Annotated in this window: 15 protein-coding genes; 7 read left to right on the forward strand and 8 right to left on the reverse strand. The window is 69.1% G+C overall.

Translation table 11 applies throughout. The annotated features are described in order from the left end of the window. Together ABNQ40_RS04190 and ABNQ40_RS04195 are read left to right on the forward strand one after the other, a co-directional pair. Positions 1–1,164, forward strand: coding sequence for an efflux RND transporter periplasmic adaptor subunit (locus ABNQ40_RS04190; RefSeq protein ID WP_109049653.1), 1,164 nt, complete (start codon positions 1–3; stop codon positions 1,162–1,164). 102 nt (positions 1,165–1,266) lie between these two features. Beyond that, positions 1,267–4,455, forward strand: coding sequence for an efflux RND transporter permease subunit (locus ABNQ40_RS04195; RefSeq protein ID WP_109049654.1), 3,189 nt, complete (start codon positions 1,267–1,269; stop codon positions 4,453–4,455). A 359-nt stretch (positions 4,456–4,814) separates the two neighbouring features. On the opposite strand, the gene ABNQ40_RS04200 is transcribed toward ABNQ40_RS04195, so the two are convergent. Continuing rightward, the gene (locus ABNQ40_RS04200) at positions 4,815–5,903 is read right to left on the reverse strand and encodes a LacI family DNA-binding transcriptional regulator (RefSeq protein WP_109049656.1); all 1,089 of its coding nucleotides are present in this window, start codon (positions 5,901–5,903) and stop codon (positions 4,815–4,817) included. A gap of 142 nt (positions 5,904–6,045) precedes the next feature. Here ABNQ40_RS04200 and ABNQ40_RS04205 point away from each other — a divergent pair, with 142 nt between their 5' ends. The 5 genes from ABNQ40_RS04205 (at position 6,046) to ABNQ40_RS04225 (ending at position 12,249) form a co-directional block, all read left to right on the forward strand. Next, the gene (locus tag ABNQ40_RS04205) at positions 6,046–7,086 is read left to right on the forward strand and encodes a TRAP transporter substrate-binding protein (RefSeq protein WP_109049657.1); all 1,041 of its coding nucleotides are present in this window, start codon (positions 6,046–6,048) and stop codon (positions 7,084–7,086) included. A gap of 59 nt (positions 7,087–7,145) precedes the next feature. Beyond that, on the forward strand, positions 7,146–9,035 hold the full coding sequence (locus ABNQ40_RS04210) for a TRAP transporter large permease subunit (protein ID WP_109490911.1): 1,890 nt from the start codon (positions 7,146–7,148) through the stop codon (positions 9,033–9,035). 74 nt (positions 9,036–9,109) lie between these two features. Beyond that, a complete protein-coding gene (locus tag ABNQ40_RS04215; RefSeq protein ID WP_109049658.1) occupies positions 9,110–9,649 on the forward strand; it encodes a VOC family protein in 540 nt (179 codons plus the stop codon). A 12-nt stretch (positions 9,650–9,661) separates the two neighbouring features. Continuing rightward, on the forward strand, positions 9,662–10,942 hold the full coding sequence (locus ABNQ40_RS04220) for a ribulose-bisphosphate carboxylase large subunit family protein (protein WP_109049659.1): 1,281 nt from the start codon (positions 9,662–9,664) through the stop codon (positions 10,940–10,942). A 5-nt stretch (positions 10,943–10,947) separates the two neighbouring features. After that, positions 10,948–12,249 (forward strand): four-carbon acid sugar kinase family protein, encoded by a 1,302-nt coding sequence (locus ABNQ40_RS04225; RefSeq protein WP_109049660.1) that lies wholly within the window; start codon positions 10,948–10,950, stop codon positions 12,247–12,249. A gap of 171 nt (positions 12,250–12,420) precedes the next feature. Here the strand turns inward: ABNQ40_RS04225 and ABNQ40_RS04230 are convergent, their stop codons facing one another. Genes ABNQ40_RS04230 through ABNQ40_RS04260 form a run of 7 tightly spaced genes read right to left on the reverse strand, consistent with a single transcriptional unit; the run spans position 12,421 to position 17,996 of the window. Beyond that, positions 12,421–12,768: a RidA family protein gene (locus ABNQ40_RS04230; RefSeq protein WP_109049661.1), complete on the reverse strand. Its 348-nt coding sequence runs from the start codon at positions 12,766–12,768 to the stop codon at positions 12,421–12,423. Positions 12,769–12,800: 32 nt separating this feature from the next. Next, on the reverse strand, positions 12,801–13,565 hold the full coding sequence (locus ABNQ40_RS04235) for a transporter substrate-binding domain-containing protein (RefSeq protein WP_109049662.1): 765 nt from the start codon (positions 13,563–13,565) through the stop codon (positions 12,801–12,803). A gap of 33 nt (positions 13,566–13,598) precedes the next feature. Further along, positions 13,599–13,946, reverse strand: a complete 348-nt coding sequence (locus tag ABNQ40_RS04240) for a RidA family protein (protein WP_109049663.1) — start codon at positions 13,944–13,946, stop codon at positions 13,599–13,601. 20 nt (positions 13,947–13,966) lie between these two features. After that, complete coding sequence (locus ABNQ40_RS04245; RefSeq protein ID WP_109049664.1) at positions 13,967–15,094, reverse strand: FAD-binding oxidoreductase; 1,128 nt, start codon at positions 15,092–15,094, stop codon at positions 13,967–13,969. A 13-nt stretch (positions 15,095–15,107) separates the two neighbouring features. Continuing rightward, positions 15,108–16,571, reverse strand: a complete 1,464-nt coding sequence (locus ABNQ40_RS04250) for an NAD(P)/FAD-dependent oxidoreductase (protein WP_109049665.1) — start codon at positions 16,569–16,571, stop codon at positions 15,108–15,110. Beyond that, a complete protein-coding gene (locus tag ABNQ40_RS04255) occupies positions 16,568–16,882 on the reverse strand; it encodes a (2Fe-2S)-binding protein (RefSeq protein WP_109049666.1) in 315 nt (104 codons plus the stop codon). The genes ABNQ40_RS04250 and ABNQ40_RS04255 overlap by 4 nt, the downstream gene beginning before the upstream one ends. Further along, a complete protein-coding gene (locus tag ABNQ40_RS04260; protein WP_109490912.1) occupies positions 16,863–17,996 on the reverse strand; it encodes an FAD-binding oxidoreductase in 1,134 nt (377 codons plus the stop codon). Before ABNQ40_RS04260 ends, ABNQ40_RS04255 begins: the two co-directional genes overlap by 20 nt. Between the last annotated feature and the right edge of the window lie 115 nt (positions 17,997–18,111).

The raw sequence follows: 18,111 nt of genomic DNA on the forward strand, positions 1-18,111 counted from the left end.
ATGGCCCGCAAGACACTTTCCCTTCTGATCGCGGCCGGTGTTTCCGTGGCGGCGCTGACCGGCGCCGTCACCCTGCGAAGCCCGGCCGAAGCGCAAACCGCATCGCCCGCCCCGCCGCCGGCCGAGGTGGACGTCGCCACCGTGCTGGCCCGGCCGGTGACGGACTGGCAGTCCTATTCCGGCCGGCTGGAGGCGGTCGACCGCGTCGACATCCGGCCGCAGGTGCCGGGATCCATCGTCGCCGTGCATTTCCGCAACGGCGCCCTGGTGAAACAGGGCGACGTGCTGTTCACCATCGACCCCCGCCCCTATGAGGCGGAGGTGGCGCGGGCCGAGGCGCAGGTCGCGGCGGCGCAGGCGCGGGTGCGCTTCACCGTCGCCGACCTCGACCGCGCGCAGAAGCTGGTGCGCGACGACACCATCTCGCGCAGCACCATGGACCAGCGCGACAACGCCGCCCGGGAGGCGACCGCCAACCTGAAGGCGGCGCAGGCGGCGCTGGACATCGCGCGGCTCAATCTCGGCTACACGCGGGTGACGGCGCCGGTGTCGGGCCGGGTGTCGCGGGCGGAACGGACGGTCGGCAATGTGGTGGCCGCCGGTGCGGCCGCCGAGCCGCTGACAACGCTGGTGTCGGAATCGCCGATCTACGCCTCCTTCGACGTCGATGAGCAGACCTATCTGCGCCACATCGCGCCGATGCGCGATTCAGGGACGATCCCGGTCCGGCTCGGCCTTGCCAACGAGGAGGAGTATTCGCGGTCGGGCACGGTCGAGCATGTCGACAACCGGCTGGACAGCGTGTCCGGCACCATCCGCGTGCGCGCCCGCTTCGACAACGCCGACGGCACGCTGGTGCCGGGGCTCTATGCGCGGGTGAAGGTGGGGGGCACCAAACCCTATGACGCGCTGCTGGTCGACGACCGCGCCATCGGCACCGACCAGGACAAGAAGTTCGTCCTGGTGGTGACGGCGGAGAACAAGGTGGAATACCGGCCGGTGAAGCTCGGCGTCTTGCAGAACGGGCTGCGCGTGGTGACGGCGGGGCTGTCGGCCGGCGAGCAGGTGGTGGTCAACGGCATGCAGCACGCCCGGCCGGGCATGGCGGTGACGCCGAAGACGGTCGCCATGGGGACGGAGAAAACCCAGACGGCGGCCCGGTAAGACACGAACAAGTAGGGCATGCGCCTTTCCTAACCCTCCTCGCCCGGCCCTCTTCGGCTGGCGCGGGGAGGGATGGGGAGCGTGCACCCTGGGAGACCCCAGATGAACATCTCGAAATTCTTCATCGACAGGCCGATCTTTGCCGGCGTGCTGTCGGTGGCCCTGTTCCTGGCGGGGGCCATCGCGGTCTTCCGCCTGCCGATTTCCGAATATCCGGAGGTGGTGCCGCCATCCGTCGTGGTGCGCGCGCAGTTCCCCGGCGCCAACCCCAAGGTCATCGCCGAGACCGTCGCCTCTCCGCTGGAGGAGCAGATCAACGGCGTCGAAGGCATGCTCTACATGCAGTCGCAGGCCAACAGCGACGGCAACCTGGCGCTGACGGTGACCTTCAAGCTGGGCACCGACCCGGACAAGGCGCAGCAGCTGGTGCAGAACCGCGTGGCCCAGGCGATGCCGCGGCTGCCGGCCGACGTGCAGCGGCTGGGCGTCGCCACGGTGAAAAGCTCGCCGACGCTGACCATGGTCGTGCATCTGCTGTCGCCCAACGACCGCTATGACATGACGTACCTGCGCAACTACGCGGTGCTGAACGTCAAGGACCGACTGACCCGCATTTCCGGCGTCGGCGAGGTGCAGGTCTGGGGGGCGGGCGACTATGCCATGCGGGTGTGGCTCGACCCCGGCAAGGTGGCGCAGCGCGGGCTGACCGCGACCGACGTGGTCAATTCCATCCGCGAACAGAATGTCCAGGTGGCGGCCGGCGTGATCGGCGCCTCCCCCTCGCTGCCCGACGTGCCGATGCAGCTGTCGATCAACGCGCGCGGCCGGTTGAAGACCGCCGACGAGTTCGGCGACATCGTGCTGAAGACCGGCGGGGAGGGCGGCGTCACCCGCCTGCGCGACGTGGCGCGGGTGGAACTGGCCGCGGCACAGTATGGCCTGCGCTCGCTGCTCGACAACAAGCCGGCGGTGGCGCTCGGCATCACCCAGACGCCGGACGCCAACGCGCTCGCCATCTCCGACGAGGTGCGCAAGGTGATGGCGGAGCTGAAGGGCGACATGCCCGACGGCGTCGATTATTCCATCGTCTACGACCCGACGCAGTTCGTCCGCTCCTCCATCGAGGCGGTGGTGCACACGCTGCTGGAGGCGGTGGCGCTGGTCGTGCTGGTGGTGATCGTCTTCCTGCAAACCTGGCGGGCGTCGATCATCCCGCTGCTGGCGGTGCCGATCTCCATCGTCGGCACCTTCTCGCTGCTGCTGGCCTTCGGCTTCTCGATCAACGCGCTGTCGCTGTTCGGCATGGTGCTGGCCATCGGCATCGTCGTCGACGACGCCATCGTCGTGGTCGAGAATGTCGAGCGCAACATCGCGTCCGGCCTGTCGGCCCGCGACGCCACCATCCGCGCCATGCAGGAGGTCAGCGGCCCGATCATCGCCATCGCGCTGACGCTCGTCGCCGTCTTCGTGCCGCTGGCGGCGATGACCGGCCTGACCGGCGAGTTCTACAAGCAGTTCGCGATGACCATCGCGATCTCCACCGTGATCTCCGCCTTCAACTCGCTGACCCTGTCGCCGGCCCTGGCGGCGGTGCTGCTGCGCGGCCATGACGAGCCGCAGGACTGGCTGACCCGGGCGATGAACAAGGTGTTCGGCGGCTTCTTCCGGCTGTTCAACCGGGTGTTCCACCGGGCGTCGGAGGGCTACGGCCGCGGCGTCGGCGGGGTGGTGCGGCGCAAGGGCGTGATGCTGGCGGTCTATGCGCTGCTGATCGGCGCCACGGTGCTGCTCGGCCGCTCGGTACCGTCGGGCTTCGTGCCGATGCAGGACAAGGAGTATCTGATCAGCTTCGCCCAGCTTCCCAACGGCGCCTCGCTCGACCGGACGGAAGCGGTGATCCGCGAGATGACCGACATCGCGCTGAAGCGCCCCGGCGTGCAGAGCGCCGTCGCCTTCCCCGGCCTGTCGGTCAACGGCTTCACCAACTCGTCCAGCGCCGGCATCGTCTTCGTCACGCTGAAGCCCTTTGCCGAACGCAAGGATCCGTCGCTGTCGGCCGGCGCCATCGCCATGGATTTGCAGCAGCGCTATGCCGGGCTGAAGGAGGCCTTCGTCGCCATCTTCCCGCCGCCGCCGGTGATGGGGCTGGGGCAGCTGGGCGGCTTCAAGATGCAGCTGGAGGACCGCGGCAATCTGGGCTACGAGGCGCTGAGCGAGGCGGTGAACGCCTTCGTCAAGCGCGCGGCGCAGACGCCGGAGCTGGGGCCGACCTTCTCCGCCTACCAGATCAACGTGCCGCAGCTCGACGTCGATCTCGACCGGGTGAAGGCCAAGCAGCTGGGCGTGAATGTCGCCGACGTGTTCGACACCATGCAGATCTATCTGGGCTCGCTCTACGTCAACGACTTCAACGCCTTCGGCCGCGTCTACCAGGTGCGGGTGCAGGCCGACGCGCCCTTCCGCGACACCGCCGACGACATCGGCGTGCTGAAGACCCGCAACGCGGCGGGGACCATGGTGCCGCTGTCCTCGCTGGTCACGGTGCAGCCGGGCTACGGGCCGGAGATGGTGGTGCGCTACAACGGCTTCACCGCCGCCGACGTCAATGGCGGGCCGGCGCCCGGCTTCTCGTCGGGACAGGCGGAAGCGGCGGCGGAGCGCATCGCGGCCGAAGTGCTGCCGCGCGGCGTCAAGCTGGAATGGACCGACCTGACCTTCCAGAAGATCCTGGTCGGCAATGCGGGGCTGTGGGTGTTCCCGATCAGCGTGCTGCTGGTGTTCCTGGTGCTGGCGGCGCAGTACGAGAGCCTGACCCTGCCGCTCGCCATCCTGCTGATCGTGCCGATGAGCGTGCTGTCCGCCCTGTTCGGGGTGTGGCTGACCGGGGGCGACAACAACATCTTCACGCAGATCGGCTTCATGGTGCTGGTCGGGCTGTCGGCGAAGAACGCCATCCTGATCGTCGAGTTCGCCCGCGAGCTGGAGCATGAGGGACGCGGCGTGGTGCAGGCGGCCATCGAGGCCAGCCGGCTGCGGCTGCGGCCGATCCTGATGACCTCCATCGCCTTCATCATGGGCGTGGTGCCGCTGGTGACCTCCAGCGGGGCCGGTGCCGAGATGCGGCACGCCATGGGTGTGGCGGTGTTCGCCGGCATGATCGGCGTGACGCTGTTCGGTCTGGTGCTGACGCCGGTGTTCTACGTGCTGCTGCGCAAGCTGGCCGGAGCGGAGCGTCGGGTGGACGCGCCGGCGGAAGGCGGAGTGCCGCCGGCCGAGTGGAAGATGGGGTGAGATCTCCCTCTCCCGCCTGGGGCTACAGCATTCACACAACTCGGAACGCCATTAAGTTTTTGGAATAAAGGGAACTTTGCGTCATCCCCGCGAAGGCGGGGATCCAGGAAACTCCGCGATGAGGCTGCTGGAACGGCTGGATTCCCGCCTTCGCGGGAATGACGGCCGAGTAAAGGTTCTTATTCCAGTGGCTTACAGGCCCATGAGATTTGTGCATCCAGTAGCCCCCGGGAGTGAGGGGGATTCATTGCGGAGCGCCGGTGACAGTGCCGGCGCTCCGTTTTCTTTGAAAATCCTCGCTGTGCGTCCCCCTCACCCTAACCCTCTCCCCGGGGGGAGAGGGGATTTATCCGCTTCTCTCACTCATCCGGCAGCATGTTCTTCGGCAGGTTTTCGCGGAAGATCACTTCCGCCCGCGGGCTTTCCACCGCCTGCATGGGCGGCCGGCCGGCGCGCAGGTTGGTGAAGATGCCGACGCAGGCCGACAGGGTGTTGCGCGGGTCCTGGGTGATCACCGCGTCCAGCGCCCCGTCGATCAGCAGGCCGCGCGTCTCGGTGGTCAGGCCGTGGCCGATGAAGACCATCTCGCGCTCGCGTCGCGTCTCCTTCAGCGCGCGGGCCACGCCCTCCGCCCCGCCGCCGATGTTGTAGACCCCGGCAAGGTCGGGATGCAGGCCCAGCAGCATGCGGGTCTGGCGGTAGCTCTTCCCCTCGTCGTCATGGCCTTCGCGCAGGCCCACCACCTCGATGTCGGGGGCGATCTCCTTCAGGACATGGAGGAAGCCCATCTCGCGGTCCTCGTGCGCGCGGTAGCTGAGGCTGCCGGCGATCATCGCCACCTTGGCCGGGCGGTGTTTCAAAAAACGCGCGATCAGGTAGCCGGCGGTGCGGCCGGCCGCGCGGTTGTCCAGCCCGACATAGCCGGCGCGCCGGCAGTTCAGGATGTCGGAGATCAGCGTCACGCTCGGCACGTTGCGGTCGGCCAGCGCGTCCACCGCCTCGCGCACCGCCGGATGCTCCAGCGCCATGAAGGCGACGCCGTCGGCGCGACGGCCATGCTGGAACAGGCTGCGCGCCAGCAGTTCCGGATTGAAGCTCTTGATGAACTCCACCTGCGCCTTGACCCCGTGCGGGGCGAGCATGGCGTCGGCACGGCGGATCATCTCGCCCAGCCCGGTCAGGAAGCGGTTGTTGCCGGCGGGCAGCAGGAAGGACAGCCGCATCGGCTTCTGACCCGCCGCGGCATGGAGGTCGCCGTCGGGCAGATAGTCCAGCTCCGTCGCCGCCTTCAACACCCGCTGCACAGTGGCGGCGCGCACCCCCGGCCGGTTGTTCAGCACGCGGTCCACCGTGGCGGTGGACACGCCCGCCGCCTGGGCGATGTCGACCACCCGCGGCAGGCCGCGGACAGTTGCGCCGGCTTCCGGATCGTCCTTCACAGAGACCATCAAAAACCATCATCTTTGTCGTTTGACACTTATCGGCTCTAGACATACCGTCCATCCAACAATCATCAATTGACATCAGATCACATCAGAAACGCAAGGCCGGAAACAGCAACGTCGGCCGGTAATCCATGGGAGGTTTGAAATGACCAGTCTGAGCCGCCGCACGATGCTGAAGGCCATCGCCGCCACCCCCGCCGCCATTCCGGCGATCGGTGCCGCCGGCGCCGTGATCGGCATGCCGCACATCGCGCGCGCCGCCGAGTTCGAGCTGAAATACGGCAACAACCTGCCGCTGAGCCATCCGCTGAACGTCCGCGCCCAGCAGGCGGCGGAGCGGATCGCTAGAGAGTCGAACGGCAAGGTCGAGATCAAGATCTTCCCGAACAACCAGCTTGGCGGCGACACCGACATGCTGTCCCAGGTGCGCAGCGGCGGCCTGACCTTCTTCACGCCGTCGGCCCTGGTGATCGCCACGCTGGTTCCGGTCGCCGCGATCAACGCGGTCGGCTTCGCCTTCTCCGACTACGATCAGGTCTGGAAGGCGATGGACGGCAAGCTGGGCGCCCATGTCCGCGAGGCGATCTCCAAGGTCGGGCTCTATGCGTTCGACAAGATGTGGGACAACGGCTTCCGCCAGATGACCAGCGGCGACAAGGCGATCAATTCCGCCGCCGACATGAACGGGCTGAAGATCCGCGTTCCGGTCAGCCCGCTCAGCATCGCCATGTTCAAGGGGCTGGGCGCCGCCCCGGCCAGCCTGCAGTTCAGCGAGGTCTATTCGTCGCTGCAGACCCGGATCGTCGACGCGCAGGAGAACCCGCTGCCGATCATCCAGGTCGCCAAGCTGTACGAGGTGCAGAAGTTCTGCTCGCTGTCGAACCACATCTGGGACGGCTTCTGGTTCATCGCCAACGGCCGCGCCTGGAAGGGCCTGCCGGCGGACATGCAGACCATCGTCGCCAACGCCATCAACGACGCCGGCATGGCCCAGCGCGGCGACATCAAGGCGCTGAACCAGTCGGTCAAGGCCGATCTGGAATCGAAGGGGCTGACCTTCAACCAGCCCTCGCCCGACAGCTTCCGCGCCAAGCTGCGTGACGCCGGTTTCTACGGCGAATGGAAGGGCCGCTTCGGCGACGAGGCCTGGGGCCTGCTGGAAGAGGCGGTCGGCAAGCTCGCCTGACCGTCGCCCGCAGTCCATTCAGGTCTTCCCGCATGAAGGAACATCCCGCCATGTCCCACATGTCCGAGCCGGTCCACGGCTTCGCCGAGCCTCCCGGCACTCTGGGTGCCGGCGGCGGCGCCTCGCTGCTGCGCAGGATCGACCACGGCCTGTCCGTCGGGGTCGAGGTCGTGGCGGGCCTTCTGGTTCTGGTCGAGATCGTCGTCCTGCTGGCCGGCGTCACCGCCCGCTACCTGTTCCACACCCCGCTGGTGTGGTCGGACGAGCTGGCGTCGATCCTGTTCCTGTGGCTGTCGATGCTGGGTGCGGTGGTGGCGCTGCGCCGGGGCGAGCATATGCGGATGACCGGGCTGGTCAGCCGCGTCGGCCCGCAGGCGCGCAGCCTTTTGGAATGCATCGCCATCACCGCCCCCATCGCCTTCCTGACGCTGGTGCTCTACCACGCCGTCGATTACGCGATGGAGGAGCAGTTCATCACCACCCCGGCGATGGAGATTTCCAACGCCTGGAGGGCGTCCGCCCTGCCGGTCGGGCTGGGGCTGATGCTGGTGGCCGCGCTGTTCCGCCTGCTGCGCGTCGCCAAGCCCGTGACGGTGCTGGCGGCGGCGCTGGTGACCGGCGCCATCGTCGCCGGCTTCTGGGTCGCCGGGCCGATGCTGAAGCCGCTGGGGCAGTTGAACCTCATCATCTTCTTCGTCGGGCTGGTCGCCGCCAACGTCTTCGCCGGGGTGCCCATCGCCTTCTCCTTCGCGCTCGCCACCTTCTCCTATCTGGCGCTGACCACCTCGACGCCGCTGCTGGTGATGGTCGGCCGACTGGACGAGGGGATGAGCCACCTGATCCTGCTGGCGGTGCCGCTGTTCGTCTTCCTCGGCCTCTTGATCGAGATGACCGGCATGGCCCGCGCCATGATCCAGTTCCTCGCCAGCCTGCTCGGCCATGTGCGCGGCGGCCTGTCCTATGTGCTGATCGGCGCGATGTATCTGGTGTCGGGCATCTCCGGTTCGAAGATCGCCGACATGGCGGCCATCGCCCCGGTGCTGTTCCCGGAGATGAAGAAGCGCGGAGCCCCTCCGGGCGATCTGGTCGCGCTCCTGTCGGCGACCGGCGCGCAGACCGAGACCATCCCGCCCAGCATCGTGCTGATCACCATCGGCTCGGTCACCGGCGTGTCCATCGCCGCCCTGTTCACCGGCGGCATGCTGCCGGGCGTGGTGCTGGGCGCCTGCCTGTGCTTCGTGGTCTGGCGGCGCTACCGCACCGAGGATCTGAGCCACGTCGAGCGCACCGCCGGCCGCGAGATCGCCCGGCTCGCCATGGTGGCGCTGCCCGCCATCGCCCTGCCCTTCGTCATCCGCGCCGCGGTGGTCGAGGGCATCGCGACGGCGACCGAGGTGTCGACCATCGGCATCGCCTATTCCACCGTCGTCGGGCTGCTGATCTACCGCCAGTTCGACTGGCGGCGGCTGAAGCCGATGCTGATCGAGACGGCGTCGCTGACCGGGGCCATCATCTTCATCGTCGGCTGCGCCACCTCGATGGCCTGGGGCCTGACCCAGTCCGGCTTCTCGTCCGATCTGGCGCGCTTCATGGCCGGCATCCCCGGCGGCGCCTACGGCTTCCTCGCCATCTCCATCGTCGCCTTCATCATCCTGGGCAGCGTTCTGGAGGGCATCCCCGCCATCGTCCTGTTCGGACCGCTGCTTTTCCCCATCGCCCGCGCGGCCGGGGTGCACGAGGTCCACTATGCGATGGTCGTCATCTTCGCCATGGGCATCGGCCTGTTCGCCCCGCCCTTCGGCGTCGGTTACTACGGCGCCTGCGCCATCAGCAAGGTCAATCCCGACGACGGCCTGAAGCACATCTGGGGCTATGTCGGCGCCCTGCTGGTCGGGCTGGTGATCGTCGCCGCCATTCCCTGGATTTCGACCGGGTTCCTGGCCCGCTGACAAGCGGGTCTGGTTTCAGCGCCCGGTAAGGGCCACCGGTTTTATTCGATCCCCTCTTATCCGGAGTTCCCTCAATGAGCCGATTCTTCGGCCAGATCCGTCAGGCTGGCTACGTCGTGCGCGACATCGAAGCCGCCATGGACTATTGGAGCCGCACGCTCGGCATCGGCCCCTGGTTCTACAACGAGCGGGTTCCGATCCGGAACTACACCTACCGCGGCGAATCCTACGAGGTTCACAATTCGGTGGCGCTCGCCAACTCCGGCCCGTTGCAGATGGAGCTGATCCAGACCCGCAACGACGCGCCGTCGATGTACCGCGACTTCCTCCAGGCCGGGAACACCGGTTTGCAGCATGTCGCCTACTGGACCGAGGATTACGACGCCGATCTGGAGCGTCTGCTGGCGCAGGGCTTCAAGCCGGTGATGAGCGGCGAGGTCGGCGAGAAGGGCCGCTTCATCTATTTCGACACCGAATACCACCCCGGCACGGTGATCGAGCTGTCGGAGGTCGCCGGACCGAAGGGCAAGATGTTCGACCTGATCCGCGAGGCGTCGGTGGGCTGGGACGGCAGCGACCCGGTGCGGCCGTTCCCGGACCTGAGCAAGCTGTAAGGGGCGGCCATCATGCACGCCGACCGCATCGAAGCCACATACCTGATCGAAACCCCCCTCGCCCCGGCCAAGGTGGCCGAGGTGATGGCGGGGGAGCAGTCCTGCGGCACCTTCACCCGCGTCCATGGCGAGACCGACGATCTGCGGGCCCGCGCCCGCGCCATCGTCGAATCCGTCGAGAAGCTGGACGTCGCCGAGACCCCTGCCCTGCCCAACACCTGGCTGGAGCGGCAGCGCAATCCAGGGCCCTGGCAGCGGGCGCGCGTCACCATCTCCTTCCCGACCGCCAACATCGGCGCCAATCTGCCGACGCTGGCGGCGACGGTGGCGGGCAACCTCTATGACCTGGGCGAGGTGACGGGGCTGCGGCTGGAGAGCTTGCGCATCCCGCAGGCCTACCGCGCGCAGTTCGACCTGCCGCGCCACGGCGTCGCCGGCACAAGGCGGCTGACCGGGGTGGCGGACGGGCCGCTGGTCGGCTCGATCATCAAGCCGAATGTCGGGCTGTCGGCCGAAGAGACCGGCGCGCTGGTCGGCACGCTGTGCGCCGCCGGGCTGGACTTCATCAAGGACGACGAGATCTGCGCCGATCCGGCCCATGCGCCGCTGGCCCAGCGCATCCCGGCAGTGATGGACCGGGTGCGCCGCCACCAGGACCGCACCGGCAAGCATGTGATGGTCGCCTTCAACATCACCGACGAGACCGACGCCATGCGCCGCCACGCCGATCTGGTGGAGCGCGAGGGCGGGTCCTGCGTCATGGTCAGCCTGAACTGGTGCGGCTATTCCGCGGTGCAGACGCTGCGCCGGCACAGCGGGTTGGCGCTGCACGGCCACCGCAACGGCTTCGGCGCCCTGTCGCGCCATCCGCTGCTGGGCATCGGCTTCGACGCCTATCAGGCGCTGTGGCGGCTGGCCGGGGTGGACCACATGCATGTCCACGGGCTGAACGGCAAATTCGCCCAGCCCGACGCGGAGGTGATCGACGGGGCGCGGGCCTGTCTGGCGCCGCTGGCGGCGGATGCGGCGGACGGTTCCGACGCCGTGATGCCGGCCTTCTCCTCCGGGCAGTGGGCCGGCACGGTGCCGGTCACCTGGGAAGCGGTCGGCACGGCGGACCTGATGTTCATGTCCGGCGGCGGCATCATGGCCCATCCCGACGGGCCGGCGGCCGGCGTGCGGAGCATCCGGCAGGCCTGGGACGCCGTGCGGGCCGGGCGCACGCTGGATGACGCGGCGAAGGAGCAACCGGAGCTGCGGCGGTCGCTCGACTTCTTCGGAAAGAAGGGCTGAGGACGATGGCGGCGACTCCCCGACTGGGCTGGTACGGCGACGACTTCACCGGGGCGACCGACACGCTGGCAGCCTTGGCGAAGGCCGGGCAGCGGGCGCTGCTGTTCCTCGACGTGCCGGACGTCGCCCGGTTGGGGGAAGCCGGGCCGCTGGACGCCGTCGGCATCGCCGGGGCGGCGCGCAGCATGGCGCCGGACGCCATGCGGGCGGTGCTGGAGCCGGTCGGCCGCTTCTTCGCGGCACTCGGCGTGCCGGTGATGCATTACAAATGCTGCTCCACCTTCGACAGCGCAGCCCATGTCGGCAGCATCGGCGAGGCGGTGCGGACGCTCGCCCCGCATTTCCCGAACAGTTTCCGGCCGGTGGTGGGCGGCCAGCCGAACATCGGGCGCTATTGCCTGTTCAGCACCTTGTTCGCCGCGGCGGGCACCGGCGGGACGGTCCACCGCATCGACCGCCACCCGACGATGAGCGTCCATCCCGTCACCCCGATGGCGGAGGCCGACCTGCGCCGGCACCTCGCCGCACAGGGGCTGGAGGGGATGGCGGCGCTGCATCTCCCGGACTATGCACTGGGCGACGATGCGCTCGACCGGCTGATGGACCGGTTGCTGGCGGAACGGCCGTCGGCGATGCTGCTGGACGTGGCGCGCAGCGAGGATCTCGCCGCCATCGGCCGGCTGATCTGGGAGCGGGCCGAACGCAAGCCGTTGCTGGCGGTGGGGCCGAGCAGCGTGGCGCAGGCGCTGGTGGCGCATTGGAGCGTCGGTTCTTCCTACCGGATGGGGGAGGAGGTGCCGCTGGCTGCGGCGGACAGGCCGGTCTTCCTGATGGCGGGCAGCCTGTCGCCGGTGACGCGGCGGCAGATCGAGGCGGCGGGCTCCTACACGCGGATCCAGGCCGATGCGGCGGCACTGTGCGGCGATCCCGGCTATGCGGAAACGCTGTTGGGAGAGGTGGCGGCCTCGCTGGCGGCCGGACGCCACACGCTGGTGTGGACGGCACCGGCGGAATCCGGGACGGCGGACACCGCCCAGGCCGGGCGGGTCGCGGCGGCGACGGCGGATTTCGTCGCGGCGGTGCTGCGGCGGGTGGCTCTGCGCCGGGTCGGCATTGCCGGCGGCGATACCTCCAGCCTCGCGGTGCGGGCGCTGGGCTGCTGGGGCCTGTCCTACCGCTGCACGCTGGCGCCGGGCGTCACCGTCAGCCGCACCCATGCCGACGATCCGGCGGTCGATGGGCTGGAACTGATGCTGAAGGGCGGGCAGATGGGCGGCGAGGATCTGTTCGAACGCTTGCTGGGGTAAGCCCTGCTTCCCCTCTCCCCCCCGGGGAGAGGGTCGGGGTGAGGGGGATGCAGAGTGTGGATTTGGTGGGAGATTGCGGGTGCGCGATTCTTGAAGATTTTCGCCACGCGTCCCCCTCACCCTAACCCTCTCCCCGGGGGGAGAGGGGATCGGTCCGGGATTGCGTAGTCCTCACACGGCCGCGGTGACGACCACTTCGATCAGGATTTCCGGGGCGCCGAGATCGGCGACGCCGATGGTGGCGCGGGCCGGCAGGTCGTTGCCGTCCAGCCAGGACAGCCACGCGTCGTTCATCTCGTTCTTCAGGCTCATGTCGGTGATGAAGAGCTGGGCGGACAGCAGCTTGGTCTTGTCGCTGCCGGCCAGCGCCAGCACCTGGTCGAGCTTGCCGCAGATCTGCGTGACCTGGCCGCCCATGCCGACGCTGACGTCGTCGGCGATGATGCCGCCGAGATAGGCCGTGCCGTTGTTGACGACGACGCGGTGCATGATCTTGGTCTTCTCGATGCGCTTGATCACGGGGAACTGCTCCTTGGCTTTTAAAAAAGGACTCAGGGGGTGATGGAGAAATCGACGTAGCGGGCGGCGATGCGCGCCAGCGTGCCGTCCTGCACGACCGCGCGGATCGCCTCGTCGAAGGACTGCTTCAAGGCGGTGTCCTCCTTGCGCAGCCCGACGCCGATGCCGGGGCCGAACACCTCGGCGTCGATCACCGGCTGGCCGACCAGCTTGACCGACTTGCCGCCGTCGCCCTTCACCCAGTCGGACGCGGTGGCGCCGGTGGTGATGGCGGCGTCGAGCCGCCCGGCCTTCAGGTCGGCCAGCAGGTTGGAGGCGGTGTCGTAGGTCTTCAGCGTCGCGTCGCTGCCGAGATGCTTCTCGACATAACGGGAATGGGTGGTGGAGACCTGGGCGCCGATGGTCTTGCCGCGCAGGCTGGCCGGCGAGCCGTCGATGGCCGAGTTGGCCGGCGCCACGAAATAGGCCGGCACCACCATGTAGGGGGTGGAGAAGCCGATGGCCTTCGCCCGCTCCGGCGTGATGTTCATGGTCGCCATGATGGCGTCGTACTTCTTCGCCAGCAGGCCCGGAATGATGCCGTCCCAGTCCTGCGCCACGACGGTGCAGGGGCGCTTCATCCGCTCGCACAGGGCCTGCGCGAGGTCGACCTCCAGCCCCGCCACCTTGCCGTCGGGCTGGGTGAAGTTGAAGGGCGGATAGGCTCCTTCGGTGGCGATGCGGATCTCCTGCGCGGCGGCGACGCCGCCGGACGCAAGCAAGAGGAGGGCGGCAACGCCCGTGACGAGGCGCTTCATGGCAGGCTCCGGAAGTGGCGAAGGTGGGTTGGGTTAGAGGCCCGCGACGACCACGATCTCGACCAGGATCGACGGGTCGGCCAGGCGGGCCTCGACCGTCGCGCGGGCGGGCGGGTTGGCCTTGTCGACCCAGGCGTCCCAGGCGGCGTTCATCTCGGGGAAGGTGGCGATGTCGGCGAGATAGACCGTGGCGGTCAGGAGGTTGCTCTTCGACGTGCCGGCCTGGGCCAGCAGGGTGTCGATCTGGCGCAGCACGTCGCGGGTCTGCGCCTCGACCGTGGTGGAACCATCGTCGACGATCTGGCCGGCGAGATAGACGGTGTCCTTGTGGATGACCATGTCGCAGAGGCGCGGGGTCAGGTGGAAACGCTGGATCGTCACTGTTTCGATGCTCCAAAGGGTCAGGCGGCGAAGCGGCCGATGCTGAAAGGGGCGATGGGCAGGTCGGTGGACCCGCCCGTGATCAGGTCGGCGGTGATGCGCCCGACAATAGGGCCAAGCTGGAAGCCGTGCGCGGAGAAACCGAAGGAATGGTAGAGGCCCGGTTCGGTGCCGCTGGGGCCGATCACCGGGATCTGGTCCGGCATCCGCGCCTCGATCCCCGCCCAGGAGCGGACGATGGTGGCGCCGCGCATGCACGGGAACAGGTCCCACACCGTACGGGCGTTCACCGACACCTGCGAGAAGTCCAGCTCCGTCCGGTTCTCGTCGCGCACCGCCCGGCCGAGCAGACCGCCGCCGATCAGCACGGTGCCGTTGGGGAACTGCTTGAAGGACAGGGTGCGGCCGGTGGCGCCGACCACCGGCTTGATGAAGGGGGCGACGCGGGCGGTGATCATCAGCATCGGCGCGATCACCTCCAGCGGCACCGGCTCCCCCACCTGGGCGGCGATGCGGTCCGCCCAGGCGCCGGCAGCGTTCACCACCACTGGGGCCTCGAAGCGGACACCGTCGGCGGTTTCGACGGTCCACAGGCCACCCTGCCGGGTCAGCCGCGTCACCGCCCCGCCCTCCTGGAAACGGGCGCCGAGCGCGATGGCCTTGCGGCGGAAGGCGAAGGTGGTGCGGAAGGGGATCGCCGCCCCGTCGCCGCGCGACACCAGCGCGCCGACGCAATGGTCGGCGATGGCCGGCACCAGCGAGCGCAACTCGTCCTGCCCGACCACCTCCTCGTGGGTGAAGCCCAGCGCGTTGAGTTCGGCGACGCGGGCGTGCGAGGTCGCCAGCTCCGCCTCGCTCTCCGCCACCTTGATCTGGCCGTGGCTTTCGAAGCCGCAATCGTCGTCCACCAGATCCCGGATGCGGTGCCACAGCGCCATCGAGGCGACGGACAGCGGCACCTCGGCGACATGGCGGCCGAGCTGGCGCACGCCGCCCGCATTGACGCCGGAGGCGTGGCGGGCGACATGGTCCTTCTCCAGAACCAGGACGCGCACGCCGCGCATCGACAGGTGCAGCGCCGCGGAGCAGCCGTGGAGGCCGCCGCCGATGACGATGACGTCAGGACGGGTGGAGACGGTCGCGGTCATCGGGCGCCTCCGGTCAGTGCTTGAACACGGCGTCGATGTCGGCGTCGGTCTTCGGCAGGGCCGCCAGTTCGGCCAGCGTGATCGGCTTCACCGGCGGGCGCAGCCGGTAATAGCCGACCTCCGCCGGGGAGACGCCGCGCTCCGCCGCGATGACCTCGGTCACCGTCGGGCCGCAGAGCCGGCCCTGGCACGGACCCATGCCGCAGCGCAGGAAGCTCTTGGCCTGATTGGGACCGGAGCAGCCGAGCCGCACCGCCTCGCGCACCGCACCGGCGGTGATCTCCTCGCAGCGGCAGACGATGGTGTCGTCGGCCGGTGCGCGGAAGGCTTCCGCCGGGGTGTAGAGCGTGTCGAGGAAGGCGCGGCCGGTCAGCGCGCGGTCGAGCGCGGCGCGGAACGGAACGGCGGCCTGATCGCGCTGATCGCGCCCGATGCGGCCCAACCGGTGCAGGGCGTCGAGGGCGGCCAAGCGGCCGGCTTCCTCCGCCGCGCGGGCGCCGCCGATGCCGGCGCCGTCACCGGCCAGCGACACGCCTTCGACCGAGGTGGCGCCCCACTCGTCGGTGGTCGGACGCCAGCAGCGCTGCTGCTCGTCCCAGCGCTGGGCGCAGCCGGTGGCGTTGGCGAGGTTCAGGTTGGGAACGACGCCGTGATGCAGCAGGAGCGTGTCGGCGGGCAGCCGGTGCTCGGTGCCATTGCGGGTGTAGACGACGCTCTTCAGCGCGCTGTCCCCGCCGATGGCACCTTCCGCGCGCAGGGCGGTGACGTTGCCGATGACGGTCAGCTTGCGCCGCACCTCCAGCATCAGCTTCATGCCCTTGGCCCAATAGGGCGAGCGCAGGAAGCCGGGCAGCAGCGGCAGGGCGGCGCGCCAGTTCTCCTTCGGCGTGGTGTCGAGGATGGCGTCGATGCGGACGCCGGCCTGGAGATACTGCCAGGCCAGCAGCCAGAGCAGCGGGCCGCTGCCCGCCATCACCGTGGCGCCCGACGGCACGAGGCCGGAGGTCTTCAGCAGAACCTGCGCCGCACCGGCGCCCAGCACGCCCGGCAGGGTCCAGCCGGGGATCGGGAAGGGCCGCTCCAGGGCACCGGTCGCCAGGATGACGTGGCGCACGGTCAGCATCGCCGCCGAACCGTTGCGCGACAGGCCGATCTGGATCGGGCGGTGCCCGTCGCCCGCGTCCTCGCGCGGGCGGGCGACGCTCCACACGATGGTGCCCGGCCAGTGGACGGCACCGCTGTCGCGTAGCGGACCCAGCAGCTCGGCACCATGCCAGTAATCGGGGCCGAGCACCTTGCGGTCGCGAACCGGGGTTTCGGTGACGGCGCGGTAGATCTGGCCGCCCGGCTCCGCCTGCTCGTCGAGCAGGACGACCGACGCGCCCTTGGACGCGGCCAGCGCGGCGGCGGCGAGGCCGGCCGGACCGGAGCCGACGACGGCGATGTCGAAGTCGAACTTGGGGTTGGGGGCGCTCATCGCTCCACCTCGCGCTTGCCGTTCTGGGTTTCCACCGCCATGCCGGGGGCCACACGCACCTGACAGCCCTGGCGGTTGCCGGTGCCGTCGATGGTGACGAGGCAGTCGTAGCAGACGCCCATCATGCAGTAGGGACCGCGCGCCGCACCGCTCACGGCTGTGGTGCGGCAGGCGGTGACGCCGTTCGCCAGCAGGGCGGCGGTGACGCTGTCGCCTGCCCGCGCGCTGGCCGGACGGCCGTCGATGGTGAAGGAAACCGCCTGGGCAGCGGTCCCAATGGCGGTTTCGATCTCAGGCAGCCTGCGGAACATGGAACCTCCCGGCGCTGAAGGGCGTGAAGCTGTCGCCGAGGCCGCCGGCCGCGATCAGCGGCGCCAGCGTCAGCGCATGGTTGGCGGCAAGGGTGACGCCGCTGTGGCAGGTGGCGACGAAGGCGCCGGGCGCCGTCTTCGATTCCTCGTAGATCGGGAAGCCGTCCGGCGTCAGCACGCGCAGCGCCGCCCAGCTCCGCACCACGTTCAGCTTGCCCAGCAGTGGGAAGAAGCGGATGGCGCGCTGGGCGATGGCCGACGACACGCCGGGCTGGAGGGTGGTGTCGAAGCCGGCCTCCTCGAAGCTGTCGCCGATCATCACCCCGCCCTCGTCGGTCTGGCGGACATAGACGGTGGGATGGTGCAGGAAGGGGGCGGTCTTCTCGGTGACGATGACATGGCCGCGCTGCGGACGGACGGGGGCGGACAGCCCGACCATCGGCGCCAGCCGTGCGCTGTCATGGCCGGCGGCCAGCACGATCTTGCCGGCGCGGATTTCGCCGCCGGCAGTCGCCATGCGGAAGCCGCCGTCGCGATGCTCGATGCGCTCGACCCGGTGGTTGGGCCGGTACTCGACGCCCAGCAGGCCGATGCCCTTGTGCAGGGTGCGCAAGAGCCGCAGCGAGTTGCAATGGCCGTCCAGCGGGCAATAGGTGCCGCCGACCACGTCCGGCCCGATGAAGGGCAGTTCCTTGCGCAGCGTCTCGCGGTCCATCACCTCGTAGGGGTAGCGGATCATGTCGGGCTGGTTGTGCAGCCGCATCATGGTGTTGGCGCGGGCCTGCAAATCCTCTTCCGACAGCATCGGCATGAAGCCGCCGGGGCGGCGGTAGGCGACGTCCAGGCCGGTCTGCTCGCGCAGCAGGTCGGCGAAGCCGCTCCAGTCGTCGGAGGATTTCTTGGTCCAGCCGGCATATTCCGGCATGCCAAGGCCCTTGCCCTGCACCCAGACCAGGGCGAAATTGCCGCGCGACGGGCGCACGGCGATGTCGCCCTCGTCCAGCATGGCAACATTCTGGCCGGCACGGGCGAGACCCCAGGCCAGCGCCGATCCGACCAGCCCGCCGCCGATCACGGCGACGTCGTATTCTCCGCCCCGACTGGGCTGCGTCATCGTCTCCACTCCCGCCTTTTCAGTCCCGCTGACGGAATCGCACACTCCGTGCGCACCGGCCGCCGCCGTTATCGTATGACGCGCATCGCCGAATTCGGCACCCGTATACAGTGTC

It is taken from the genome of Azospirillum sp. A23 (assembly GCF_042938965.1).
Taxonomy (GTDB): domain Bacteria; phylum Pseudomonadota; class Alphaproteobacteria; order Azospirillales; family Azospirillaceae; genus Azospirillum; species Azospirillum melinis.

Bases quoted from the DNA above. Each gene is read 5' to 3' on its own strand.
- ABNQ40_RS04190 (WP_109049653.1), top strand. From the start codon at position 1: ATGGCCCGCAAGACACTTTCCCTTCTGATCGCGGCCGGTGTTTCCGTG.
- ABNQ40_RS04195 (WP_109049654.1), top strand. From the start codon at position 1,267: ATGAACATCTCGAAATTCTTCATCGACAGGCCGATCTTTGCCGGCGTG.
- ABNQ40_RS04200 (WP_109049656.1), bottom strand. From the start codon at position 5,903: ATGGTCTCTGTGAAGGACGATCCGGAAGCCGGCGCAACTGTCCGCGGC.
- ABNQ40_RS04205 (WP_109049657.1), top strand. From the start codon at position 6,046: ATGACCAGTCTGAGCCGCCGCACGATGCTGAAGGCCATCGCCGCCACC.
- ABNQ40_RS04210 (WP_109490911.1), top strand. From the start codon at position 7,146: ATGTCCGAGCCGGTCCACGGCTTCGCCGAGCCTCCCGGCACTCTGGGT.
- ABNQ40_RS04215 (WP_109049658.1), top strand. From the start codon at position 9,110: ATGAGCCGATTCTTCGGCCAGATCCGTCAGGCTGGCTACGTCGTGCGC.
- ABNQ40_RS04220 (WP_109049659.1), top strand. From the start codon at position 9,662: ATGCACGCCGACCGCATCGAAGCCACATACCTGATCGAAACCCCCCTC.
- ABNQ40_RS04225 (WP_109049660.1), top strand. From the start codon at position 10,948: ATGGCGGCGACTCCCCGACTGGGCTGGTACGGCGACGACTTCACCGGG.
- ABNQ40_RS04235 (WP_109049662.1), bottom strand. From the start codon at position 13,565: ATGAAGCGCCTCGTCACGGGCGTTGCCGCCCTCCTCTTGCTTGCGTCC.
- ABNQ40_RS04245 (WP_109049664.1), bottom strand. From the start codon at position 15,094: ATGACCGCGACCGTCTCCACCCGTCCTGACGTCATCGTCATCGGCGGC.
- ABNQ40_RS04250 (WP_109049665.1), bottom strand. From the start codon at position 16,571: ATGAGCGCCCCCAACCCCAAGTTCGACTTCGACATCGCCGTCGTCGGC.
- ABNQ40_RS04255 (WP_109049666.1), bottom strand. From the start codon at position 16,882: ATGTTCCGCAGGCTGCCTGAGATCGAAACCGCCATTGGGACCGCTGCC.
- ABNQ40_RS04260 (WP_109490912.1), bottom strand. From the start codon at position 17,996: ATGACGCAGCCCAGTCGGGGCGGAGAATACGACGTCGCCGTGATCGGC.